Origin of the sequence: Saccharopolyspora sp. 6M, from assembly GCF_020176775.1 — a bacterium.
In the GTDB taxonomy this organism is placed as follows: Bacteria; Actinomycetota; Actinomycetes; order Mycobacteriales; family Pseudonocardiaceae; genus Saccharopolyspora_C; species Saccharopolyspora_C gregorii.
Genome location: NZ_JAIUJZ010000013.1, coordinates 1 through 24327 on the forward strand (window position 1 = coordinate 1; position 24327 = coordinate 24327).

The window sequence follows — 24327 nt, forward strand, 5'->3', positions numbered from 1 at the left end:
CGCCGCCGGGGCCGGGGGTCGGCCCGGCCCGTCGGGGGCGCCGCGCCCCCCCCCCCCCCCCCCCCCCCCCGCGGGGCCGCCGTTTCACCACTACTCGCCCGGCACCGCCGCGGACTCCGCCCGGAGGGCCCAGCCCGAGCCGCGACGATCCCGCACCACCGCGTGCTCCCGCGCCGCGACGGGAGCACCGGGCCCGCTCAGCAGTGGTCGAAGACGTGGGCGGGGTCGGTGGGCGGCACGAGGTCGTGGTCGCGCAGGGTGGTGGTGGCGGGGGTGGCCGGGTCGGCGCAGACGTCGGGGAAGGTGCCGCGGAGGTCGTCGCCGCAGCCGACGTCGAGCACCGCGCCGCCGTAGTGCTCGGCGTAGTCCGCGCACTCCTCCCAGCGGTGGCAGCTCTCGGTGATGGCGAAGTCGTAGCCGACCTCGTCCTTGCCGCGGGTGCTGAGCTCGGCCGCGTTCTTCTGCGCCACGGCGAGGCCCGCGCGGTGGGCGGCGTCGACCAGCAGCCCGGCGAACGCGAGGTTGTCGTCGGCGTCGAGCGCGCCGTCGGAGCGGGTGTAGGAGTCGAGGTTGTCCAGTTCCACCGAGTCGAAGCCGCGGGTGGCGCAGTCGGCCACGGTGCCGCCGATGATCTCGGCGAGCCGGGTGCGGTGCTGCTCGGTGGAGGTGTCCAGCAGGAGCTCGTCCGGCCAGCCCGGGTCGACCACCGGTTCCCCGTCCGGCCCGGAGAGCACCAGGTCGCGCCGCTGCTCCAGCCACAGCTCGCGGTCGGCGGGCTGGGTCTGGAAACCGTTGACGTAGCAGATGTTGTGCAGCCCGGGCGCCGGTTCCGCGGTGCTGTCCCTGGTCACGACGGTGACTCCGGCGGGCGGCGGGTAGGCGCCGCCGAGCTGGTAGTCGTGCACGCCGCCGACCGGGGGTGCGGTGCGGGCGGGGCCGGTGGGGGTTTCAGCGGCGACCGCGCGCACCGCCACCCGCTCCGGTCCGGTCCCGCAGGCGAGGACCGCGAGCACCGCCGCGCCCAGCACCGCACACCGCTTGGCCACCGGAACGCAGCTCATCCGACCCACTCCTCCACCGCAGGCGCGGTGCTGGTCACCGCGACGCCGGAGATCAGCATAGATCGGGCGGGCGGGCCGTCCGGCTCGGTCGAACCGCAGCCGGTGAACGCCGCACCGGCGCCCCGCCGCCCGGACGAGCGGGCCGTGCCGCCGTCGCCCGTTCGGCCCAACCGGGAGGTCCGCGCGGCCGATGTCGCAGATTTCGCCCTGCCGGTCAAGGAATCGGTCCTGACTCCACTCGAAGGGTGGGCGCGGGTCGGGGTCGCGTCATGGGGAGCGGCGCCCCCGGTCCCACTGCTCGCCCCATCGACGACGCAGGGAGTGTGCGATGCACGAGGAATTGGTCGACCGGGTTCGCTGGCTGGTGGACGAGCAGGCGCCGCGGGACCCGGAGGTGGCGGCGGTCGAGCTGGACCTGCTGATCGCCAGGTTCGGCCGGACCGAGATCGCGGCGGCGCTGGCGATCGTGGCCCCGCTGGAGATCGCGGGGCTGGTCCGGCACGGTCTCTGACCCCGCTCACCTCGCCCGCGCGCGGCGCGGGCGCGCGACCGCTCGCCCCCGGGATCGGTCGGGTCCCGGGGGCGCGGTGCGGTCCAGGTGCCGGTAGACGAAGGCGGCGGCCAGCAGCGCGACCGCCAGCACCAGCCACGGCGCGGTGCCGGACACCGCGAACAGCACGGTGTTCAGCCCGGGACCGACCGCACCCGCCACTCCCCACACCAGCTGGTAGCAGGCGCCGTAGCGACCGGCGGCGGACCCACCGGCGAAGTCGAGGACGATGACCATCGCCACGGCGCCGAACAGCGCCTCGCCGAGGCTGAACACCAGGACCAGCACCACCATCAGCAGCGCCGCGGTCGGCACGTCGCGGCCGACGAGCAGCAGGAACCCGGCGAGTCCGGCGGCGATGAGCACCGCGGACCGCGCCATCAGCCGCATCGGCGCCCGGCCGCTCCCCCACCGCAGCGCGACGGGCTGGAACGCCGGGATCGCCAGGCAGGACAGCACGTAGGCCACCGGCGGCAACCACAGCGGCATGCCCAGCCAGCGCAGGTAGATCGGCAGGATCGATTCGAACGCGACGCTGGCGAGGGTGAGCGCGAGGGTGGCGCCGGTGAACGCCAGGAACCGCCGGTTCGCGAACACCCCGCGGTAGCCGCCGGTCTCCACCGCCGTCGTGCCCCGGTGCCGGGGGAACCGCGTGCCGAGGCGCCAGAACAGCACGCCCGCGAACGCGAACCCGGCGGCGTTGAGCAGCGGGATCGCCGTCCAGAACGCCGGGCCGAACCAGCGCTCCAGCGCGGCGCCGACGGCGACGGCGAGGGCGCCCAGGCCGAGCCCCATCGTGCGCAAGCTGTTGAGCAGCGCGAAGAACCGCCGCCGCGCCTGCTCGTCGGAGGTGATGCCCGCGACGAGCCCGCCGTGCGCGGCCCAGTAGAGCCGGTCGCCGAGGCTGACCCCGAACGCGATCGCCACCACCTGCGCCGGGCCGTCGGCCCACAGGTAGGCGGGGAACACCAGCGCGCGGATCGCGCAGCTCAGCACCGCCGCCGGGTAGGGCCCGACGCGGTCGGCGAAGCTGCCGGCGGCGAGCCCGCCGAGGACGAGCGCGGCCACCGATCCGGTGCTGAGCGCGGCTCCGGCCGCCGACAGCGGGATGCCGCGCCCTTCGGTGAAGTACAGCAGCGAGAACGTCACCCACACCCCGGCGCCGATGGTGTCGACGACCATCGCGGTGAGGAACGCGCGGGATCCCGCCCGGCGCGGTGGTTCCGCGGTGCCGGGCCGGTTCGCCTGCTGCATCGGTCTCCTCCGGTCACCGGTGTTCCGCCGCGCACCGGTGGCGCCTCGCGGATCCGGTGCGGCGGTCCGTCCCCGGGCCTCGGCGGGAGGTCACGACGCGGTGCGGTGGGGCCCGGGTGATGGTGGGCCGCGACGGCGCCGTCGGGCCTGTTCCAGGGCGCGGTCGGGCGTCCGCCGATTCCGGGTCGGTCGGCGTTCCCGGTCGGGATCGAGGAATGCCGCTGCTGATCGCCGCCGCGCGCCGCTTCACGTTAACCGCGGCGGAAGTCCTGATCCAGGAATGTCACACCCTCGGATCAACGATCGCGGAGAATTGAGATGGGGGCGGGAGAACGGATATCGTCGCACCCGCGCGGGAAATCATCGTCGCAGCTCAGATCGTCTGCATCGCGCATCGCGACAACGTTTCCAGGACGCTGGATATTCGCGCCGATGCATCGCGAACCGCATTCCGGACGCATTCTTCCCGCCCGCCGGAAAAGGCCGCACAACGCGGAACGCGCCACTCGTTCCCGGTGCACCGGGCGACGGTTCCGCCGCCACCTCCCGCACCCCGGCGTCCGCGACCGCGCGCGCCCGGAGATCGATCAAGTTCCACAGTGGACCCGCGGGGCGGGTTCCGGGCCGCACTGCGGTCCACCTGCGGCAGGACCCGCCCCGCTGGGACAACTTGACTCGTCAAGCAGGCGTTTTCCCCGACGCGGTCATCAGCCGCCGCGTCCGCGACCGGCCACAGTGGCGCGGAGGCGGCGCGGACCGGCGACGACGAACCCGGTACCGCTGCGAATGAGACGATCTCCGTCCCTTACCCTCTCGCTCGTGAGGGAAGAACGAACTCTGCTGCACGAACTGGTCGACAAGCTGCCGGACGACCGGCTGGGTCAGGCCGTCTCCCTGCTGGAGAAGCTGGTCAGCGTCTCGCTGCGGCGCAACTTCAAGACCGACGACAAGCCGGAACCGCAGGACCAGCGCTGGAACTAGGTCAGGACGGGACCAGCGCGGTCGCGGCGCGCGGGACGCACTCGCACACCAGCGGCAGCGGCGCGAACCGCTCGCCGTCGGCGTACCCGACGACGTCCGGGGCGGACAGCCGCACCCGCCGCGCCCGGTAGGTCGTGACCTCCGGCCGCGCGACGTGCGTGCCCGGGTAGATCCTCGGCAGCAGCCGCACCAGCCGGGCCAGCGGAACCGCACCGAGGACGGTGACGTCGAACAGCCCGTCGTCGGGTACCGCGCCCGGGCAGACCCGCATGCCGCCGCCGTAGCTGGCGCCGTTGCCGACCGCCACCAGGACACCGCTGGTGGACACCCGTTCCCCGTCGAGCTCCAGCTCGTAGTGCAGCGGCCGCAGCGCCGCCAGCTCGGCCACCAGCGCGAGGTTGTAGCGCAGCTTCCCGCGCGGCCAGCGCAACCGGTTGGTGCGCTCGGTGACCTTCGCGTCGAAACCACCGGCGAACACGGTGCCGAACCAGCGGTCCCCGGCGCGCCCGAGGTCGATCGCCCCCCCCACCCCGTCCAGCAGCACGCGCGCCGCCGCGATCGGGTCGTGCCGCGGGACGCCGAGCATCCGGGCGTGGTCGTTGCCGGTCCCGGACGGGATCACCGCGAACGGCGTGCCGGTGCCCGCCACCGCCTGCAGCGCCAGGTTGACGATGCCGTCACCGCCGCAGGCCACCAGCGCCCCGGTTCCCGCGCCGACGGCCCGGTGGGCCAGCGCCTGCGCCTCGGTCGCGTCCCGGCCGACCAGGACCCGCACCGAGACCCCCGCGGCGCGCAGGAAGCGCAGCGCGCGCACCGCGGTCGCGGCGCCGCCGCCCTGCCCCGAGCGCGGGTTGACCAGCAGCGCGACCTCGTCGATCACGGGATCAGCTTGCCGGGGTTGAGCACGCCGACCGGGTCGACGGCGGACTTCACGGCCCGCAGCACCTGCGCGCCGAGCTCCCCGATCTCGTCCACCAGCCACGGCCGGTGGTCCAGGCCGACCGCGTGGTGGTGGGTGATGGTGGCCCCGACCCGGCTGATCGCCGTGCCCGCCGCCTCCTTCGCCCGCCGCCACTGCCGCACCGGGTCCTCGGCGCGGGCGCAGACGACGGTGAAGTACAGCGATGCGCCCGCCGGGTAGACGTGCGAGAGGTGGCAGAGCACCAGCGGCGGCGTGCCCTGCTCGGCCAGCGCCTCGGTCACGGCGTCCTGCACGGCGGCGCGGGTCTCGGCCAGCCGGGACCAGGTGGTCGCCGTTTCGAGGGTTTCGGCCAACGCGTTCACGTCCAGCAGCGCGTCCCGCAGGTAGGGGCCGTGGTAGCGGCCGTGCGCCCAGCTCTCGGCGGGTTCGGCACCGAGCGGTTCGCCACCGGCCTCGGCCAGCAGCGCCCGCGCCCGCGCGGACACCGCCACCCGCGCGCCCTCGTACCGGGTGATCAGCAGGCAGCCGCCGGGGCCGCCGCCCTCTCCGACGTCGTGCGCCGCGGACAGGTTGATCCAGGTCTCGGTCTCGTCGGACAGCCGCGCGACGGTGGGCAGCGCCTCCTCCTGCGCCAGCCGTCGCAGCGCCGCCGAGCCCGCGTCGAAGTCGGGGAACGACCAGCCCTCGGACTCGACCTCGGCGGGCAGCGGGTGCACCCGGGCGGTCACCTCGGTGATGATCCCGAACGCGCCCTCCGAGCCGAGGAACAGCTGCCGCAGGTCCGGTCCGGCCGCCGAAGCCGGCGCCCGGCCCAGGTCGAGCTCGCCGCTCGGGGTCGCGACCCGCATCCGCAGCACCGCGGCGTCGAACCGGCCGTAGCCCGCCGAGGCCTGCCCGGAGGAGCGGGTGGCGGCGAAGCCGCCGATGCTGGCGTGCTCGAAGCTCTGCGGGAAGTGCCCGAGGGTGAACCCGTGCTCGACCAGCAGCGCTTCCGCTTCGGGCCCGCGGAGCCCGGCCTGCAGGGTCGCGGTGCGCGAGTCGGCGTCGACGGCCACCAGCCGGTCCAGCCGCCGCAGGTCGAGCGAGATCAGCGAGGTGAAGCCGCCGCGCTCGGGTTCCACTCCCCCGACGACGCTGGTGCCACCGCCGAACGGGACCACCGCGATGTGGTGCTCGGCGCAGCGGCCGAGGACCGCGCACACCTGGTCGTGGTCCGCGGGCAGCACCACCGCGTCCGGTGCGGCCCCGGCGTCGCCGGCGCGGCGGCGCAGCAGGTCGGGCGTGCTCTTGCCACCGGAGTGCAGCAGCCGGGTCTCGTCGTCGGTGCGGATCGCGTCGTCGCCGACGATCCCGGCGAGGGCTGCCCGGGCCTCCGCGGGCAGCCGGGTCTCGCCGAGGCGCACTTCGGAACGGTCCACCGAGGGCGTGTCGCGGTGCTCGACGCCGAGGAACGCCTCCAGCAGGCCGCGCACCTGGCCGGACACCGGGGTCGCCGCGTCGGCGGTGCCCCAGGCGTTCCAAGCCAGGTCCGGGGTGCGGTGCTCAAGCTCAGTCATGCGTTACAGTTTTACATATGACGTCAAGTCGTAACGACGAGGCGATCCTGGACGCCGCCGCGCAATGCGTGCTCGCCGTCGGGATGCGCCGCACCACCCTCGCCGAGATCGCCCGCCGCGCGGGCGTGAGCAGGCCGACGGTGTACCGCCGCTGGCCGGACGTGCGGACGCTCTCGGCCGACCTGCTCACCCGCGAACTCGTCGCGCTGCTGCCCGCCGACGCCGGGGACGGATCGCGGGCCGACGGCGTCGAGCGGATCGTGCGCACCGCCTCCGCCGTGCGCGACCACCCGCTGTTCGTGAAGGTCCTGGAGACCGATCCCGAACTGCTGATCACCTACGTGTTCGACCGGCTCGGCACCAGCCAGCACCGCATCCTCGACGTCCTCACCCACGCCATCCGGCACGGGCAGCGGGACGGCTCGATCCGCGCGGGCGATCCGGACGAGCTCGCCGCGATGGTGCTGCTGCAGGTGCAGTCCGCGGTGGTCTCCGCCCGCATCGTCTCCGACGTGCTGCCACCGGACCGGCTCGACGAGCAGCTGCGCGCCGCGCTCGACGCCTACCTGCGCCCCGAGGAGTGACAACGATGACCGCGCTGAACGCCGCCCGCCGCACCCGCGAACTGTCCGAGCTCGCCGAGAACCCCTCGGTGGACCTGCTCGTCGTCGGAGGCGGGGTGACCGGCGCCGGAGTCGCGCTGGACGCCGCCTCCCGCGGGCTGCGCGTGGTGCTGGCCGAGAAGCACGACCTCGCGTTCGGCACCAGCCGCTGGAGCTCGAAGCTGGTGCACGGCGGATTGCGCTACCTCGCAACCGGCAACGTCGGCATCGCCTACGAGAGCGCGGTGGAACGCCGGGTGCTGATGGAACGCACGGCACCGCACCTGGTGCGCCCGCTGCCGCAGCTGCTGCCGCTGGTCGCCGGGATCGGCGCCGGGCGGGCCGCGCTGGTCGGGGCCGGATTCGTGGCCGGGGACCTGCTGCGGCGCGGCTCCGGCACCGCCGGGTCGACGCTGCCCGCGCCGCGCCGGGTCTCCCGCGTGGAGACGAAGCGGATGGTGCCCACCCTCCGCCACGACCGGTTGCGCGGCGGTCTGCTGTCCTGGGACGGGCAGCTGGTGGACGACGCGCGGCTGGTCGTCGGGCTCGCGCGCACGGCCGCCGCGCACGGCGCGACGGTGCTCACCCGCTGCGCGGCCGAGCAGGTCACCGGCGAGGGCGCGGTGCTGCGGGACCGGCTCGGTGGCGGGGAGATCGCGGTGCGCGCCCGCTCCGTGATCAACGCGGCCGGGGTGTGGGCCGGCGAGGTGGCGCCCGGCCTGCGGCTGCGGCCCAGCCGCGGAACGCACCTGGTGGTCTCCGACGAGCTGTTCGGCGGTCTGGGCGCCGGGGTGACGGTGCCGGTCCCGGGAACCTCGAACCGCTTCGCACTCGCGCTGCCCGCGGGGAACGGCCGGGTCTACATCGGACTCACCGACGAGGAGCAGCACGGCCCGATCCCCGACGTGCCCACCGCGAGCGAGCAGGAGGTCGAGTTCCTGCTGGACACGGTGAACTCGGTGCTGGCGCGGCCGATCCGGCGGGACGAGGTGCTGGGCACCTACTCGGGGCTGCGCCCGCTGCTGGACGGCGGGGAGGGCTCCAGCGCGGACCTCTCCCGCGAGCACGCGGTGCGCACCGGCCCGGACGGGGTGACCAGCGTGGTCGGCGGGAAGCTGACCACCTACCGGAAGATGGCGCAGGACGCGGTGGACGCCGCCGCGATCGCGCGGAACCCCTGCCGCACCCGGAACCTGCCGCTGATCGGCGCCGCCACCGCGGCACGGCTGTCCGCAGTGGACGCTCCCCGGGACCTGGTCGCCCGCTACGGCACCGAGGCGCCCGCCGTGGTCGCGGCGGCCGACGGCGATCCGCGACTGCTGGAACCGATCGCGGGCCTGGGCCTCCGGCCCGCCGAACTCCGCTTCGCCGTGCGCAATGAGGGAGCCCTCGACGTCGCCGACCTGCTGGACCGGCGCACCCGGGTCGGCCTGGTCCCGGCGGACCGGGAGCGGGCCGTCCCGGCCGCCGAAGCGGCGCTCCGGGCCGGCTGACCACCGCGCCGCCCGGCCCGAGACGGGTTCCTCGCCGCCGCACACGGCGAGGAACCCGACCCCTCATCCCGATCCGGGAACGCGCTCCCGCGGATCGGTCTCGGCCCACCGCCGCGCGGCGGCGCAGTCCAGCTCCCCGTCGGCGACGAGGACTCGCAGCCCGCGCACCAGCACGGCACCGGGGGTGAGGACCACGGGCTCCCGGGGCGCCAGCTGCGCCCCGACGCCCGGGTAGTCGCGGGTGCGCACGAACCACGGGTCGGGTTCGGCGGCGGCGAACACCAGGGTGTGGTCCCGCCCCGCCCAGGCGAGCCAGGGCGCGGTGCTGCCGTGCACCTCCGCTTCGCCCGCGGCGTCGGCGGTGAACGCCTCGCCATCGCCCGGCAGCCGCCAGAAGAACCCGCCGTACCCGGCGCCGGAGCGGCCGTTCGTGGCGGGGCTGCCGATGCGCACGTCCCGCCCGGTGGGGTTGGTGAGCTCGGTGCGCACCGCCAGCTCCCACCCGTCCGCCGCGGGAAGGCTCCACAACCGGCGCCGCTCGTCGAGCAACGGGCTCCCGTCCGGCGCGCACCAGCGCAGCCGTTGCCGGAGCTCGTTCGGGCGGACCGCGTCGAAGCCGAGGTGCTCGATCCGCCCGTGGTCGGCGCGGTGGACGTAGCCGCGGCCGCGCAGGTAGGTGGCACCGCCCCACAGGTTCCAGCCGTCCACGTCCTGCGCCGCGAGGGAGAACCCGAGGTGCCACGGGTGGTCGGCGGGCCGCACCGCGGTCACCTCGGTGCCGCGCAGGGTGCGGACGGGGTGCAGGTGCGGGCGCGGGCCGAGGTGCGCGGGCAGTTCGGCACCGCCGTGGTACTCGGCGACGACGGCGCCGCCCAGCCGCAGGTCCGCGATCACCGGGCCACCTCCGTGAAGTCCACTTCGGACAGCAGCCGGAGCTCGTGCGCCGCGCGGAGGACCGCCGCGTCCGCGCCGGGCACCACGCACCGCGGGTGCGGCCCGCTGCGGTCGATCCGGTGCGGGATCGGGCGCGGTTCGGGGGCGAGCCGCACCGCTTCGAGCACCCGCATGAACGGCCGGGCGGCCGCGGGCGGGACCAGCAGCGGGACCGCCGGGTCGCGGACGTGCGCCACGAGGTTGGCCAGCAGTCCGGTCGTGCCGTGCTCGGATTCCCGCACGCCGCCGCCGGATTCGAGCCGCAGCCTGCCGGTCCGGTATTCGAGGACGAGGCGGCCGCCGCTGCCGTGCACCACCACGTGCGGCTCCACCTCCCCCTCGGCGCAGAGCGTGCCCGCGACGACGATGGTGGTGCCGCGCGCGGTGATCATCCGCAGCCCGGAGGTGTCATCGGCTTCGATGGGGTTCGCCCGGTGCAACCGGACCTCCAATTCGCGTGGCGGCTCGTCCCCGCCGCCGTCGAGGGCGAGCGCGGTGGCGGTGGCGTGCGCGAACGGGTTGGTGAGCGCGCCGTCGACGACCGGTATGCCGTCCAGGGTCCGGCGACCGGCCCAGCGGGCGCGGGCGTAGTAGGCGGCGTCGCGCCGCCACGCCCCGGCCGCACCGATCCCGAGGACGTCGCCGACGGCGCCCTCGGCGAGCAGCCGGCGGGCGTGCGCGAGGGCGTGCGAGCCGAGGCTCTGGAACCCGATCTGGCAAGCCCGCCCGGTCCCCGCCAGGTCGGCCACGAGCCGGTCGAACTCGGCGAGCGTCGGCGCGGGCGGTTTCTCCAGCAGCACGTGCGACCCGGATTCGGCGGCCAGCACGGCGAGCGCGGCGTGGGTGTGGATGGGGGTGCACACGATCGTCACGTCCGGCCGGACCCGCGCCAACAGCGGGCCGAGCTCGGCGCCCACCGGCACGTCACCGATCAGCTCCCGGTCCGCCGCGGTCGGCGGCACCGGGTCGCAGACCCCGGCCAGCCGCACGCCGGTGCCGTGCAGCCGCCGCAGTTCCCGCAGGTGCCAGCGGCCGTGCCCGTGCAGGCCGGCCAGCAGGACCGTCGTCGTCCGGGTCATCGATCCTCACCACGAGTGGGCGTCACCGGTGCGCATCGTAGCGAGCTCGGCACGCCGCTGGAAAGCGCATTCCGAAATCGTTGCCGATGTGGATCGCCCGCGACGAGCAGCGGGAAAAACCGGGTGTTGACACCGAATCCCGCTGCCGGTTCCATCTGGAAAGCGCTTACCCAGACTGCGTCCGCCTCGATCCCTCGACCGGTTCGGCCGCATGGCGGCCTGCGCCCCGCTGAACGGAACAACGACGTCACCGCAGCACGCCGAGGAGGCACCCGTGAGCAGCGACACCGGAGGCAGATCCGCCGAATCCCGCGGCACGCCGCGGAAGGCGGCGGCCAGCGGCTGGATCGGCAGCGCGCTGGAGTACTACGACTGGTTCGTCTACGCGCAGGCCGCCGCGCTCGTCTTCCCCACCATCTTCTTCCCCGAAGGCGACCCCACCGTCGCGCTGGTGTCCTCGCTGGGCACCTACGCGGTCGGCTACGTCGCCCGCCCCATCGGCGCCGTGGTGCTCGGGCACTGGGGCGACCGACGGGGGCGCAAGAACGTGCTCGTGCTGGCGATGCTACTGATGGGCCTGTCCACGTTCGCCGTCGCGCTGCTGCCCACCTACCACCAGGTGGGGATGCTCGCGCCGGTGCTGCTGGTGCTGCTGCGGTTCGTGCAGGGATTCGCGGTGGCCGGGGAACTCAGCGGCGCCAGCGCCATGATCGTGGAGCAGGCGCCGTTCGGCAGGCGCGGCTACTACGCGAGCTTCAGCCTGCACGGCACCCAGGCCGGCCAGGTCATCGCCGCCGCCATGTTCCTGCCGCTGTCGGCGTTCCTCAGCGACGAGGCCTTCGACGCGTGGGGCTGGCGGGTACCGTTCCTGCTCAGCGCCGTCGTCGTGTTCGCCGGATACCTGATCCGGCGCCGCGTCGCCGAGAGCGCCCTGTTCGAGGAGGAGCGGCAGCAGCGCCGCCCGCAGCGGGCGCCGATCGTGCAGGTGCTGCGCGAGAGCGGCGCGGACGTGCTGCGCGCGACCTGCATGACGCTGGTGAACGTGATCGGCGTGGTCGTGTCGGTGTTCGGCGCCGCCTACGCCACCCAGCCCGGGTACGGCATCGAGATGGACAAGAGCGTCTACCTGTGGATCCCGGTGGTGGCGAACCTGGTGGCGCTGCTGTTCATCCCGTGGTTCGCGAACCTGTCCGACCGGTTCGGCCGCCGGCCGCTGATGATCATCGGTTCGCTCGGGTCGGGGTCGTTGTCCTACGCCTACCTGTGGTCGGTGGGCCAGGGGAACGTGCTGCTGACGGTGGTGCTGGCGATCCTGGCGTGGGGAGTGTTCTACCAGGTGTGGAACGCGACGTTCGCGAGCTACTTCCAGGAGCTGTTCCCGGCCCGCACCCGGGTCACCGGGTTCGCCATCGCGCAGAACCTCGGGCTGGCGATCACCGCGTTCCTGCCGAGCACCTTCGCGCTGCTCGCCCCTCCCGGGTCGGCGAACGTCCCGCTCGTGGTGGGGTCGCTGTGCTTCGGCATCACCGTCCTCGGCGCGGTGGCGGCCTGGTCGGCGCGGGAGACGCACCGCATCCCGCTGGCCGACCTGGGGGCGAAGGACGCCCGGCCGCTGCCGAAGGAGGAGTTCGACCGGCTCCGCGCCCACTCCCGCTGACCGGGCGGACGGACCGCCGCACCGGCCGGGTGGGCCGTCCACCGGCGGTGGTCAGGGCGCGAGGCACTCCTCGGCGACCAGGGCGGCGCGCAGCGCGAGGTGGTCGCACCACGGCGCCGCGGTCAGCTGGAGCCCGACCGGCATGCCCGATCCCGGGTGCACGCCGCACGGCACGCTGACCGCGGGCCCGCCGTACATCGACCACGCGTAGGTGAACCGCGCGATGGACCGGGTGGAGTCGGCGAGGTCGACGGCGTCCCGCCGCGGCACGTCCACCGGGATCGTCGGCGTGACCAGCACGTCGACGTCCGCGAACAGCGCGTGCACGCCGCGCTGGAAGTCGCGGCGCCACTCCCGGCTCCGCTCGCGGCGCTCCGGCGGCACGTCGTGGCCGAGGCGGATCCGGCGCAGCACGTCGGGATCGATCGTCCCCGGCCGGTCCCGCACCCGGTCGGCGTGCACGGCGGCGGCCTCCGGGTACAGCACGTCGAGCATCCGCTGCTGGGCGAGTTCCGCGCCCGGCACCCGCACCTCCCGCACCGGCCCGCAGGCGCGGCCGAGCGAGCGGATCGCGGTCCGGACGACCGCGGCGACGCCCGGATCCACGTCGTCGAAGAAGAAGTTCACCGGCACCCCCACCCGCAGCCCGGCCGCGCCGTCGGCCAGCGCGGACCGCACCGGGACCCGCTCGGCGCGCACCGAGCTCGGGTCGGCCGGGTCCCAGGCGTCGAGGACCGCGAGCACCGCCGCGGCGGTGCGCACGTCGCGGGCGATCGGGGTGACGGTGTCGAAGGAGGTGCTCACCGGGAACACGCCCGCGCCCGAGACCCGCCCCAGGGTGGGCCGCACCCCGACGATCCCGTTGACGGCGGCCGGGACCCGGCCGGAGCCGCCGGTGTCGGTGCCCAGCGAGGCCGCGCACATCCCGGCCGCCACCGACACCGCGGAACCGCTGCTGGAGCCGCCGGAGATCCGCGACTCGTCGAGCGCGTTGCGGCAGTCGCCGAAGGTCGCGTTGCGCCCGACCACGCCCAGCGCGAACTCGGCGAGGTTGGCCTTGCCGAGCACGACCGCGCCCGCGGCGCGCAGCAGCCGGGTCACCGTCGCGTCGGCCGCGGCCGGGCCGGTGGCGTGGTGCCGGGTGCCCGCGGTGGTCGGCACGCCGGCCACGTCGATGTTGTCCTTGATCGTGGTGGTGAGCCCGTGCAGCGGGCCGGGTTCGCCGCCGGCGGCGTCCAGCTCGTCGGCTTCGCGCAGCGCCGCCTCGTCCCTGGTGCTGATCAGCGCGCGCAGCCGCGGGTTCTCTGCCGCCGCCCGGTCCAGCCCCGCCCGCACCCGATCTCGAACCGCTCCCACGGCACCTCTCCTCACGTCGCAGTCGGCAGGTGGGCGCCGATCGTGTCGGCCTCGGCCATCGGCACCATCGCGTGGTGCGGGCCGACCCCGCGAGCCCGGAGTGCGAGCTGCTTCACCCCGGCCGGGCCGAAGTATGCTGGCTCACCGACCGCGGAAGCAATACATCTGACATTTGCTAGTGCCGTCGTCTGCCGTACCTGATCGGACCGATCGCCCGGATCGACGCGGCCGACCATCGCAACGGGCACAAGCCGAAGCGGCGCCGAACGATAACCCGTACGGCGCCTGAACCAGCGATGCGAAACGTCTGACTTTTGCGGGAAGGCGCCTCGGGTCAGCGCCCGCGCAACACCGCCGCGACCTGCCGCACCGCGTCCGCGGAAGTGGAGGCGTGCGGGGAGAGGCGGACGTGCTCCGCCCGGCCGGTGGCGGCGATGCCCGCGGCGGCCAGGTCCGCGGCGACCTCGCGGGCCGGGCGGCCGGGCACGTCGAAGGTGAGGATCCCGCTGCGCGGCGGCGCCGCCGAGGTGATCCGCGCGCCCGCCGAGCGCAGCGCCTCCGCGAGCTCGCCGACGCGCTCGGCGATGCGGGCCTCGATCCGCGCGACCCCGGCCCGCTCCACCAGGTCGAGGGCGGCGGCCAGCGCTCCGGCCGACACCGGGCTCAGGTTCGTGAGAGACCAGGACTCGGCGCCCGGCACCGGTTCCCGCACCTCCCCGTCGAACCGCCCCGGATCCCGCGCGCCGGTCCAGCCGGACAGCAGCGGGTCGGCCGGGTCCAGCGCGCGCAGCGCGAGCGCGGCGAACCCGGTCCCCCACCCGGCGCGCAGCCACTTCTGCCCGCCCGCGACGAGCACGTCCGCCGTCGCCCAGTCCGCCTCGACCACGCCGAACGCCTGGATGCCGTCGACCACCAGCAGCCGGTCCCCGATCACCTCGCGGATCCCGGCGAGGTCGGCCCGGTGGCCGGTGCGGAAATCCACCGCGCTCACCGCGACGGTGGTGACCTCGGCGTCGAGCCCGGCGCGCACCACCTCCGGAGTGACCAGCCCGTCCGGTGGGCGCAGCCGGCGCACCTCGACGCGCCCGGCCTCCGCGGCCCGGGACCACGGGTAGGTGTTCGCCGGGAACTCGCCGTCGGAGACCAGCACCACTCCCCCGGTGGCGAAGGCCGCCTGGAACAGCGCGGTGCTCGTGTTGGGCTGCAGGACCACCTGCTCGGCGGAGATCCCGCACAGCCGACCGGCGCGGGAGCGGGCATCGGCGTCCGCCCGCATCAGGTCGTCCACTGTGGAATGATCAGCGGTGGCGGCCCGCTCCAGCAGCCGCGCCGAGGCCTCGCGCACCGCGCGCGAGGGCGGGCCGAACCGGGCGAAGTCCAGGTATCCGGCGCTCTCGGTGAACTGGTCGAGGTAGTCCTGCGGCAGCGGCATGGCGGCGAAACTACCGCCCCGAACCGGCCTCCGGTCCACCTGGGACGCGCGCCCGGCGCAGCGCGGTCCCCCACCGGACGTACCGGGCGCTATCCTCGGAATACGCATTCCCGGGAAGGAGCGATGCCTGGTGGCCGCACGAGCAGCGACCTTGACCGACGTCGCCAAGGAAGCGGGGGTCTCCCTCGCCACGGCCTCCCGCGCCCTCAACGGCAGCGAGCGGGTCGTGCGGGCCGAGCTGCACGACCGGACGCTGGCCGCCGCCGCGCGGCTCGGCTACACCCCGAACGCGCAGGCGCAGTCGATGGCCAAGGGCTCCACGGACCTGGTGGGGCTGCTGGTCAACGACATCGCCGACCCCTACTTCTCCACCATCGCCGCCGGGCTGGCCACCGCCGCCGAGGAGCACGGGCTGCTGGTGATGCTGTGCAGCACCGGCGGCAGGCCCGAGCGGGAGCTGGAGCTGCTGGCCGCGCTGCGCCGCCAGCGCGGCCGGGCGATCGTGCTGGCGGGCAGCCGGATCAACGACCGGGCCCACCTGCGGGAACTCGCCGCGCACGTGGAGCCGTTCACCGCGGCCGGAGGCCGGGTCGCCGCGATCAGCGAACCGCGGCTGCCGGTGGACACCGTGGTGGTGGACAACCGGCGCGGCGCCCAGGACCTGGCGGCGCGGCTCGCCGAACTCGGCTACCGGCGGCCCGCGGTGCTCACCGGGCCGGAGCGGCTGCTGGTCTCGCGGGACCGGCGGGACGGTTTCCTCACCTGGTGGCGGAGATCGGCGAGCGGGGAGCCGGTGTGCGCGGCCGAGGAGTTCAGCCGCGACGGGGGTTCCCGGGCGATGCACCGGGTGCTGGACGAGCACCCGGACGTCGACGTCGTGTTCGCGATCAACGACCTGATGGCGCTGGGCGCGATGGCGGCCTGCCGGGAGCGCGGCGTGCGGGTGCCGCAGGACGTCGCGGTGGCCGGGTTCGACGACATCTCGACGTTGCGCGACGTCACCCCCGGGTTGACCACGGTCCGGCTGCCGCTGGCGGAGATGGGCCGGATGGCGCTGGACCTGGTGCTGGGCGAGGACGCGGAGAAGGCCCGCCGCCGCAAGGTGCGCGGCGAGGTCGTGCTCCGCGAGAGCACTCCCGGGCGCTGACCGGCCGCCGAGGCGCACCCGCCTCCCCGGTGGAGGGCAGCCACTTGAGCGCCCACGCCGGGTGAGCGCCCGTTGGCCCGGCCTGGCGAGCGGCCCGCGCACCCACGACGAGCGGACGCCGTTCGTGGTCCGCGCACCCGCGCCAGGCGCGCGACGGATCCGCCCGGCGCCATCTGACAGACCGGCCGCTCGCCCGTGGTCCGTGCGGCGACCGGGCGGACCCTCGGGCCGGGCGCGTCGGACGGGTGTCCCGTTCGTCCGGTCCCGCGAACCAGGCGGTGGCCCACCTGCGGCATCGGCGACACCGGCGACCGCGCGGACCATCGGGCCGGGAGCGCCGTGGCCCGCCCGCCCGGGGCAGTCGGCGGGCAGCCACGGGAAGCGCTTTCCAATGTGTCTTGTTCCGGACCCCCTGTTGCGCTTACCGTTCCGGTAAGCGCTTTCCAGAGGGGCGGTACCGCATGACCGAGCGAAGGCTGGGCGTCGTGATGAACGGCGTCACCGGCAGGATGGGATACCGGCAGCACCTGGTCCGGTCGATCCTCGACCTCCGAGAGCAAGGCGGGGTGCCGCTCTCCGACGGCACCCGGGTGCGGCTCGACCCGATCCTCGTCGGCCGCGATCCGGCGAAGCTCGCCGAGCTCGCCGCGCGCCACGACCTGGACCGCTGGACGACGGATCTGGACACCGCGCTGTCCGAGGACGACGACCGGCTCTACTTCGACGCGCAGGTCACCTCCGCGCGCGAAGCGGCCATCACCAGGGCGATCGCCGCCGGCAAGCACGTCTACACCGAGAAGCCCATCGCCGCGGACGTCCCCGGCGCGCTGCGGCTCGCCCGCGCGGCGCGCGACGCGGGCATCCGCGCCGGAGTGGTGCACGACAAGCTCTACCTGCCGGGCCTGCTGAAGCTGCGGCGGCTGGTGGAATCCGGGTTCTTCGGGCGGATCCTGTCCGTGCGCGGCGAGTTCGGCTACTGGGTGTTCGAGGGCGACCTGCGCCCGGCGCAACGGCCGAGCTGGAACTACCGCGCCGAGGACGGCGGCGGCATCACCACCGACATGTTCCCGCACTGGAACTACCTGCTGGAGAACCTGTTCGGCCGGGTCGAGGCGGTCACCGCCCGGGTCGTCACGCACATCCCGCGGCGCTGGGACGAGCAGGGACGCGGCTACGCCGCTACCGCCGACGACGCCGCCTACGCCACCTTCGAACTCACCGGTGGTGTCGTGGCGCAGCTGAACTCCTCGTGGGCGACGCGGGTGCACCGCGACGAGCTGGTCGAGTTCCACGTCGACGGCACGCACGGCAGCGCGGTCGCCGGGCTGCACCGCTGCCGCGCGCAGCACCGCGCGCACACCCCCGCCCCGGTGTGGAACCCGGACCTGGTGGAGGCGACGCCGTTCCGCGAGCAGTGGCCGGAGGTGCCCGACGACGGCCGGCCCACCAACGGTTTCCGGGCGCAGTGGGAGCAGTTCGTCCGCCACCTGCACGACGACGGCGAGCACCCGTACGACTTCCTGGCCGGGGTGCGCGGGTTGCGGCTCGCCGAGGCCGGGTTGGCGTCCTCCCGCGAAGGCCGCCGCGTCGAGCTCGACGAGGTGGTCCTGTGACCGCGCTGGCGCTGCCGACCGCGGACGGACGACTGGTCGAGCACGAGCTCGGCGCGCCGCGGGACTGGCCGAGACCGGACGGCCCGCTGCGCTCCCGCGTCGCGTACGCGGCCGCGCACGTGGTACCTCGGGTGCTGGGCGAGAACGTGCCCGGCGCCCCCGCCGACGTCGACTGGGAGGCGACGCTGGCGGCCCGGCACCGGATCTGGGCGAGCGGGCTCGGGGTCGCCGAGGCGATGGACACCGCGCAGCGCGGCGCGGGCGTCGGCTGGGCGCAGGCGGCCGAACTGGTGCGCCGGTCCACGGCGGAGGCGCGGTCCTGCGGCGGTGCGATCGCGGCCGGCGCCGGCACCGACCAGCTCGACCTCACCGTGCTGCCGTCCGGGCGGGCCGGGCTCGACGTGGTGCTGCGCGCCTACCGGGAGCAGCTGGCGCTCGTGACGGGCAGCGGTGCCGTGGCGATCGTGATGGCCTCCCGCGCGCTGGCCGCGGTGGCGCGCTCGGCCGACGACTACGCCGAGGTCTACGGCACGCTGCTGGCCGAAGCCGACGCGCCGGTGATCCTGCACTGGCTGGGACCGATGTTCGATCCGCTGCTGGCCGGGTACTGGGGCGGCTCGGACGTGGCGGCGGCGACCGAGGCGTTCCTGCGGATCGTCCGGGAGCGGCCGGAGAAGGTGGACGGGGTGAAGGTCTCGCTGCTCGACGCCGAGCACGAGGTCGCGCTGCGCCGGGCGCTGCCGCCGGGGGTGCGCCTCTACACCGGGGACGACTTCCACTACTCGGGGCTCGTCGTCGGCGACGACACCGGGCATTCGGACGCGCTGCTGGGGATCTTCGCGGCGATCCACCCGGCCGCCTCGGCCGCGATCCAAGCCCTCGACCGGGACGACCCGAGCACCGCGAGGTCCATCCTGGACGGCACGGAACCGTTGGCGCGCGCGGTGTTCGAGCGTCCGACGTTCCACTACAAGACCGGGATCGCGTTCCTGTCCTGGCTCAACGGGCACCAGCCGGGCTTCGCGATGGCCGGCGGGCTGCACGCGGGCCGCTCGGTCCCGCACCTGGCGGAGGTGTTCCGGCTCGCCGACCGGGCGGGCCTGCTGGCCGACCCGGACCTGGCGGCCGCGCGGATGCGGTCCTTCCTGCTGGTGAGCGGGGTGGTGGCGTGACCGAGCCGTCCCGGCTGTCGCTGAACACGGCGACGACGAAGCGGTGGACGCTGCGCGAGGCGGTGGACGGCGCGGCCCGCGCCGGACTGCCCGCCGTGGGGCTGTGGCGCGACCGCGTCGCCGAAGTGGGAGTGGCGAGCGCCGCGAAGGTCGTGCGGGACGCGGGTTTGCGGGTCTCCAGCCTGTGCCGAGGCGGTTTCCTCACCGCCGCAGACCCGGCCGGGGCGCGCGCGGCGCTGGCCGACAACCGGGCCGCGATCGCCGAGGCCGCCGCGCTCGGCACCGACGTGCTGGTCGTCGTGGTCGGCGGAGTCCCGGCCGGGGAACGCGGGCTCGCGGACGCGCGGGCGCGGGTCGCGGACCGGATCGCCGAGCTGGTCCCGGTCGCCCGCGAGCACGGGGTGCGGCTGGCGCTGGAGGCGCTGCACCCGATGTACGCCGCCGACCGGGCCGTGCTCTCCACCCTGGAGCAGGCGCTGGACCTGGCGGCACCGCACCCGGCGGACGCGGTCGCCGTCGTGGTGGACTGCTTCCACGTGTTCTGGGACCCGCGGCTGGCGGTGAGCATCGCCCGCGCCGGGCGCGAAGGCCGCATCGCCGCCTACCAGGTGTGCGACTTCCTGCTCCCGATCGCGCCGGATCCGCTGCTGTCCCGCGGCATGATGGGCGACGGCGTGATCGACTTCGCGGAGCTCACCCGGCTCGTCGCCGCCACCGGCTACTCCGGCGACGTCGAGGTGGAGATCTTCAACGCCGACGTCTGGGCCACCCCCGGCGACCACGTCCTCGCCACCATGACCGCCCGCTACCGCGAACTCGTCCTCCCCCACCTCGGCGGCTGAACCACCGTCCTGCTTCCGGCGCACCGGCCCCTCGCGGTGCGCTACCGCGGCGTGCCGCGACCGTCCCGGATGCAGCAACCCTGCGCCGATCGGAGGACCGCTCACCTGCGGAAACCATTGCTCCGAACGTCAACCGAACGGACGCCGACAACGGGGCGGGCGGTGTGGTGAGTTGGGTGCGGTCCTGCTGATCACGATGTTGTGGAGGGTGCGTGAAGGCACACGTCGCGCTCAAGAAACTAGGCCGGAAAGCGGACGTCATGCTCGAGTCGACGTCGTCCCTCAGCAACCGGGCGAGCAATCGCGCCAGCAAGCTCGATCAAGACCTCATCAAGAAGGGCCGCGCACCGCACGCCCGGCCGAGGACACTCGTCCCGGTGCAGCACGGCCACCACGTGGAGCTCACGCCCTGGCAAGTGCTGCACACGTTCGCCCGAACCGTCGCGCTCGCCGGGCAGGGCTCCGCTCGCGCGGTGGCGCAACACTGGGACTGCCTCCGCTACGTCACGGCGCTCGATTCGACGGCGCAGGACGAGATGCAGCTGAGCAGCAACGGAAACGACCTGAACTACCACCGGAAGGGGGCTCAAGCTCGCGACCTCGGGACCGCGTTCGGCCTGGCGGCCGCCCAGCAGATCTTGCGGGAGCAGTTCCCCGGATACCGGTTCGACGCCCTCGACTCCGAACTGGTGTTGACGGCGTTCTGCGGTTCGGGCACCGACAGACCGGCCGCGGGCACGAGCGCGACGAGGCCGAACCACCTGCTGGTCGGGCGCAAACCCGGTGCGCCGGTCCGCGTCATCGCCATCGATGCCCGGGGGTCGCACAACAAGACCGATCCCACGCCGACCGCCCTCGCGCAGTCCGCCCGCCGCGTGCACGGCCTGGTCCTCGGCGAATCCGATCTGCGCGGAGCCCCCTTCCCCGGTCTGATGACCGCCACTTGGCTGCGCCGCGACGGCATCGGAATCCGGCTGCTGGCCGCCGAAGGCAACGGCGTGCTCACGGTTCCGGACCCGTCCGTCCCCGCGGAGGACGACGCCATCCTCCCCTTGATCACCACGACCGTGAACGGCGAACGAACCCAGCGACAGGGGTTCGCGGTTCGGGACGACCGGCACGATTGGCTCGCTCGCCTCCTGCTCCGGACCAGTGCAGCATCCCTGCTCACCTTCGCGGGCAACCGGGCGGCGGCCCGAGACCTGCTGACCGAACGCCAGCGCACGCGGCTCGGAACGACCGCCTCCGCCGCGGTTCCCGGGATGCAGGGCGATGCCCGCATCACGCTTGGCGGCATGCCGTTCGTGGGAACGGATCAGGTGTTCCGGCTCAACGGTGAACGGGTGGAGGTGTACTCGGCGCTGCTCGCCGATCAGTACCAGCGCTTGAGCGACGGGCTCATCGACGACCACGAGGCGGGCATCCCGGCCGCGCTGGCGGCCTGGCGTCGCAACGCGAAGAAGGCCCACATCGAGTGGGGGAAGACCGGCCTCGTGCACATGGATGCGAGCGGGGCGTTGCTGGCGATCCGCCCGCGCATCCGGAACAGCAAATTGCTGTCCTGATCGACGGTCGCCTCCCCCGACCGATCACCTCCGTGACGGCGGCGAAGGACGGGCAACCGGACGACGAGGCTCGACCGCACCGCGCCGTCACCCGGCCCGACTACCGCCCCACCGCCGAGAGCGGGATCTCGCCGGAGCCGCGGGCGGTCAGCCGCAGCGGGAGGGTCAGCGTGGCGCCGGTGCCCGCGGTGCCGTCGAGCTGCTTGAACAGCTCCTCGGTGGCGGTGCGGGCGACGACCTCCGGCGACTGGTCCACGACGGACACCGCCGGGTACAGCGAATCGGCCATCGGGAAGTCGCCGAAGCTGATGAACGCGATGTCGGTGCGCCCGCGCGCGTGCAGCGCGGGCACCACGCCCAGCGAGCAGCGGGCGTTGGAGGACAGCACCGCGGTCGGCGGTGCGGCGGAGCGCAGCAGCTCGTCCAGCGCGCTGCGCGCTTCGGCGGCGCTGGACAGGCCGGTCTTGACCAGGGTCTCGTCCACGCCGACGCGGGAGCTCTCCATCGCGCTGCGGTAACCGCGGATGCGTTCACCGGTGGTGTAGACGTCGGGCCGGTCGCCGATGAGCGCGATCCGGGTGTGCCCGGAGTGCAGCAGGTGCCGGGTGGCGGCCTCGGCGGCACCGAAGTCGTCGCCGAGCACCGTGGTGCCCAGCCCGGCCGCCGGTCGCGGGGCGCGGGCGGCGAACACGACCGGCGTGGTGCCGGCGACGGCGCGCAGGTAGCTCTGGTCGCGGCTCACCGGCACCATGATCAGCCCGGAGACCTGGCGCTGCAGCAGGCTCTCCACCAGCGCGTGCTCCCGGTCCGGGTCGCCGCCGACGCTGGAGACGAGCACCGCGTGCCCGCGTTCCAGCGCGCACCGCTCGATGACGCTGGCCATCTCGGCGAAGAACGGGTCGGAGAGGGATTCCAGCACCACGCCGATCGCCTCGTCCCGGCCGACGCGCAGCGAGCGGGCGTGGAAGTTGGGGCGGTAGTTCAGCTCTTCGATGACGGCCTGCACCTGATCGCGGGTGCTCGCCGAGACCCCGGCCGCGCCGTTGATCACGCGGGAGACGGTCTTGGGGCTCACTCCGGCCGCGGTGGCCACGTCGTAGAGCGTGACGTCGCCTGCTGGCACGCCGAGTTCCTTTCCGTCAGGCCGCGGTCCAGCTCGGTGAGCTGCGCCGCGATCGGCCGGGTCGCGTCCACTCTAACGTGGGGCGTGCGCGGCGGGTCCGCGCGCGCGGCCCGGACCTGCGCGGGGTCGGCGAGCTTGGCCGCGTCCCGGGCGGCGGCGCGTGCGCGCATCCGCCGCAGCGCCACCTCGGGCGGGCAGTCGACCCACACCAGCACGGGTTCGGCACCGGCGGCGCGGAACCGGTCGGCGACCGCCTCCCACGCGGCCGGGTCGGTGCGTTCGGCGGTGAACGGGGCGACGAGCACCGCCGACGTGCCGGTGCGCACCGTGTCCAGCGCGGTCCCCAGCAGCGATTCGTAGCGGGCGGCGCGGGCGTGCTCCCGCATCCACGGGCTGTCGGGGGTGACGCTGCCGCTGATCTCGCCGAGCAGGGCGGTCAGCGGCCCGGTCAGCACGTCCAGGTCCAGCAGCGCCGCGCCCCACCGGCCGGGGGGCACCCCGGCGAGCGTGCTCTTGCCGCTCGCCGGGGCGCCGCAGACGAACAGGGCGAGCGGGCTCATCGCCGCGCCCTGGCCCGCAGCACGGCCTCGACCTCTTCCAGGGTGCGGCCGCGGGTCTCCGGCAGGTACTTCTTCAGGTACCAGAAGCCGATCAGGCCGAACACCGCGTAGAGCCAGAACAACCCGCTGGGCGTGAACGCCTCGAACGCGCTGAGCACCGTCAGCGAGATGATCAGGTTCAGGCCCCAGTGCGTGAACATCCCGAAGCTGCCCGCCTTCCCGCGCAGCGCGGTCGGGAAGATCTCGCTGTTGATCAGCCACATCGCCAGCCCGATGCTCGCCGAGAACATCGCCTCGTAGGTGATCAGCAGGGCGACCAGCACGACGCCCCAGCCACCGCTGAGGTCGGTGACCGCGTACAGCAGCCCGATGCCGACCAGCGAGGCCACCACGCCGCCGAGGCCGACCAGCAGCAGCGGCCGCCGCCCGATCCGGTCCACCAGCAGCAGCCCGACGAGGGTGAACACCACGTTCGCCACGCCGATGCCCACCGAGGACAGGATCGCCGCGGACGCCCCGAACCCGGCCTTGGTCAGCAGCGTCGGCGCGTAGTAGGTGATGGCGTTGACGCCGACGAGCTGGTTCACCGCCGCCACCCCGATGCCGAGGTAGATCGCCGGGCGCATCGCGGGCTTGAGCACGTCCCGGTAGGTCACCGAGTCCTCGGCGGTGACCGCGCCGGACAGCGTGCTCAGCTCCGCCTCGACGCGGTCGGCGCCGACGATGCGCCGCAGCACGGCCCGGGCCTCGTCGGTCCGGCCGCGCGCGACGAGCCACCGCGGGCTCTCCGGCAGCCCGAACAGGCCGAAGAACATCAGCAACGACGGGATGCCCGCCAGGCCGAGCATCCAGCGCCACGCGCCCGCTTCGGCGAGCAGGAAACCGGACACGTAGGACAGCAGGATGCCGGAGCTGATCATGATCTGGTTGATCGAGACCAGGCTGCCGCGCTTCTCCGGCGGGGCGATCTCGGCGATGTAGGCGGGCACCGACAGCGAGGCGGTGCCGATCGCGAAGCCGAGCAGCAGCCGCGAACCCAGCAAGGTCGCCAGGTCCGGCGCCACAGCGGAGATCACCGCACCGGCGGTGAAGACGATGCTGGTGATCGACAGGGTGCGCCTGCGGCCCAGCGCGTCGGCGATGATGCCGCCGAGCCCGACGCCGACGATCGCGCCGACCAGCAGCGAGGCCACCACGACCTGCTGCCACAGCTCGGAGAGCGCGAACTGCGGGGCGATGTAGAGCAGGGCGGCCGAGATGACACCGGTGTCGTAGCCGAACAGCAGTCCGCCGAGCGCCGCGACGACCGCGGCTCCGGTGACGGCCGCCGCGGGCGAACGGGCGGGGGCGGGGACGGATGACGTGGTGGTCACGGTCGTACCTCGTTTCTCCGGCGACGCTGCCGGGAAAGAGCGGTGGCCGCCCGGGC

20 protein-coding genes and 1 pseudogene are annotated in these 24327 nt (G+C 74.5%); 10 read left to right on the forward strand and 11 right to left on the reverse strand.

Going from position 1 to position 24327, the window contains the following annotated elements; translation table 11 throughout:
- Positions 1-197: 197 nt before the first annotated feature.
- On the reverse strand, positions 198-1061 hold the full coding sequence (locus LCD31_RS02165; protein WP_224955711.1) for an endo alpha-1,4 polygalactosaminidase: 864 nt from the start codon (positions 1059-1061) through the stop codon (positions 198-200).
- A gap of 328 nt (positions 1062-1389) precedes the next feature.
- On the opposite strand from LCD31_RS02165, the gene LCD31_RS02170 reads away from it, so the two are divergent.
- A complete protein-coding gene (locus LCD31_RS02170; protein WP_224955712.1) occupies positions 1390-1572 on the forward strand; it encodes a hypothetical protein in 183 nt (60 codons plus the stop codon).
- A gap of 6 nt (positions 1573-1578) precedes the next feature.
- Here the strand turns inward: LCD31_RS02170 and LCD31_RS02175 are convergent, their stop codons facing one another.
- Positions 1579-2865, reverse strand: a complete 1287-nt coding sequence (locus tag LCD31_RS02175) for an MFS transporter (protein ID WP_224955713.1) — start codon at positions 2863-2865, stop codon at positions 1579-1581.
- A gap of 819 nt (positions 2866-3684) precedes the next feature.
- Here LCD31_RS02175 and LCD31_RS02180 point away from each other — a divergent pair.
- Positions 3685-3846 (forward strand): hypothetical protein, encoded by a 162-nt coding sequence (locus LCD31_RS02180; protein ID WP_224955714.1) that lies wholly within the window; start codon positions 3685-3687, stop codon positions 3844-3846.
- 1 nt (position 3847) lies between these two features.
- Here LCD31_RS02180 and LCD31_RS02185 read toward each other — a convergent pair whose 3' ends face one another.
- Together LCD31_RS02185 and LCD31_RS02190 are read right to left on the reverse strand one after the other, a co-directional pair.
- Complete coding sequence (locus LCD31_RS02185) at positions 3848-4726, reverse strand: diacylglycerol kinase (protein WP_224955715.1); 879 nt, start codon at positions 4724-4726, stop codon at positions 3848-3850.
- Positions 4723-6324: an FAD-binding oxidoreductase gene (locus LCD31_RS02190; protein WP_224955716.1), complete on the reverse strand. Its 1602-nt coding sequence runs from the start codon at positions 6322-6324 to the stop codon at positions 4723-4725. Before LCD31_RS02190 ends, LCD31_RS02185 begins: the two co-directional genes overlap by 4 nt.
- A 17-nt stretch (positions 6325-6341) precedes the next feature.
- Here LCD31_RS02190 and LCD31_RS02195 point away from each other — a divergent pair, with 17 nt between their 5' ends.
- Positions 6342-6908 carry a TetR/AcrR family transcriptional regulator gene (locus LCD31_RS02195; protein ID WP_224955717.1) on the forward strand — a complete coding sequence of 189 codons (567 nt, stop codon included), beginning with the start codon at positions 6342-6344 and terminating at the stop codon, positions 6906-6908.
- 5 nt (positions 6909-6913) lie between these two features.
- A complete protein-coding gene (locus LCD31_RS02200) occupies positions 6914-8419 on the forward strand; it encodes a glycerol-3-phosphate dehydrogenase/oxidase (protein WP_224955718.1) in 1506 nt (501 codons plus the stop codon).
- Positions 8420-8482: 63 nt separating this feature from the next.
- Here LCD31_RS02200 and LCD31_RS02205 read toward each other — a convergent pair whose 3' ends face one another.
- Positions 8483-9313, reverse strand: coding sequence for a PmoA family protein (locus LCD31_RS02205; RefSeq protein ID WP_224955719.1), 831 nt, complete (start codon positions 9311-9313; stop codon positions 8483-8485).
- Positions 9310-10431 carry a Gfo/Idh/MocA family protein gene (locus tag LCD31_RS02210; RefSeq protein WP_224955720.1) on the reverse strand — a complete coding sequence of 374 codons (1122 nt, stop codon included), beginning with the start codon at positions 10429-10431 and terminating at the stop codon, positions 9310-9312. The genes LCD31_RS02205 and LCD31_RS02210 overlap by 4 nt, the downstream gene beginning before the upstream one ends.
- A 274-nt stretch (positions 10432-10705) precedes the next feature.
- On the opposite strand from LCD31_RS02210, the gene LCD31_RS02215 reads away from it, so the two are divergent.
- On the forward strand, positions 10706-12088 hold the full coding sequence (locus LCD31_RS02215) for an MFS transporter (RefSeq protein WP_224955721.1): 1383 nt from the start codon (positions 10706-10708) through the stop codon (positions 12086-12088).
- Positions 12089-12139: 51 nt separating this feature from the next.
- Here the strand turns inward: LCD31_RS02215 and LCD31_RS02220 are convergent, their stop codons facing one another.
- Both LCD31_RS02220 and LCD31_RS02225 read right to left on the reverse strand, forming a co-directional pair.
- Complete coding sequence (locus tag LCD31_RS02220) at positions 12140-13444, reverse strand: amidase (protein WP_224955722.1); 1305 nt, start codon at positions 13442-13444, stop codon at positions 12140-12142.
- 346 nt (positions 13445-13790) lie between these two features.
- Positions 13791-14876, reverse strand: a pseudogene (locus LCD31_RS02225) (aminotransferase class V-fold PLP-dependent enzyme); the annotation flags it as partial.
- A gap of 130 nt (positions 14877-15006) precedes the next feature.
- On the opposite strand from LCD31_RS02225, the gene LCD31_RS02230 reads away from it, so the two are divergent.
- The 5 genes from LCD31_RS02230 (at position 15007) to LCD31_RS02250 (ending at position 21215) form a co-directional block, all read left to right on the forward strand.
- A complete protein-coding gene (locus LCD31_RS02230) occupies positions 15007-16023 on the forward strand; it encodes a LacI family DNA-binding transcriptional regulator (protein ID WP_224955723.1) in 1017 nt (338 codons plus the stop codon).
- 461 nt (positions 16024-16484) lie between these two features.
- Positions 16485-17636 carry a Gfo/Idh/MocA family protein gene (locus LCD31_RS02235; RefSeq protein ID WP_224955724.1) on the forward strand — a complete coding sequence of 384 codons (1152 nt, stop codon included), beginning with the start codon at positions 16485-16487 and terminating at the stop codon, positions 17634-17636.
- The gene (locus tag LCD31_RS02240) at positions 17633-18808 is read left to right on the forward strand and encodes a dihydrodipicolinate synthase family protein (RefSeq protein ID WP_224955725.1); all 1176 of its coding nucleotides are present in this window, start codon (positions 17633-17635) and stop codon (positions 18806-18808) included. The genes LCD31_RS02235 and LCD31_RS02240 overlap by 4 nt, the downstream gene beginning before the upstream one ends.
- The gene (locus LCD31_RS02245) at positions 18805-19650 is read left to right on the forward strand and encodes a sugar phosphate isomerase/epimerase (protein WP_224955726.1); all 846 of its coding nucleotides are present in this window, start codon (positions 18805-18807) and stop codon (positions 19648-19650) included. The genes LCD31_RS02240 and LCD31_RS02245 overlap by 4 nt, the downstream gene beginning before the upstream one ends.
- Before the next feature lie 212 nt (positions 19651-19862).
- The gene (locus tag LCD31_RS02250; RefSeq protein WP_224955727.1) at positions 19863-21215 is read left to right on the forward strand and encodes a hypothetical protein; all 1353 of its coding nucleotides are present in this window, start codon (positions 19863-19865) and stop codon (positions 21213-21215) included.
- Between the two features lie 100 nt (positions 21216-21315).
- On the opposite strand, the gene LCD31_RS02255 is transcribed toward LCD31_RS02250, so the two are convergent.
- Genes LCD31_RS02255 through LCD31_RS02265 form a run of 3 tightly spaced genes read right to left on the reverse strand, consistent with a single transcriptional unit; the run spans position 21316 to position 24271 of the window.
- On the reverse strand, positions 21316-22338 hold the full coding sequence (locus LCD31_RS02255; protein ID WP_224955728.1) for a LacI family DNA-binding transcriptional regulator: 1023 nt from the start codon (positions 22336-22338) through the stop codon (positions 21316-21318).
- On the reverse strand, positions 22287-22898 hold the full coding sequence (locus LCD31_RS02260) for an AAA family ATPase (protein ID WP_224955729.1): 612 nt from the start codon (positions 22896-22898) through the stop codon (positions 22287-22289). The genes LCD31_RS02255 and LCD31_RS02260 overlap by 52 nt, the downstream gene beginning before the upstream one ends.
- The gene (locus LCD31_RS02265; RefSeq protein ID WP_224955730.1) at positions 22895-24271 is read right to left on the reverse strand and encodes a sugar porter family MFS transporter; all 1377 of its coding nucleotides are present in this window, start codon (positions 24269-24271) and stop codon (positions 22895-22897) included. The genes LCD31_RS02260 and LCD31_RS02265 overlap by 4 nt, the downstream gene beginning before the upstream one ends.
- Positions 24272-24327: the final 56 nt, after the last annotated feature.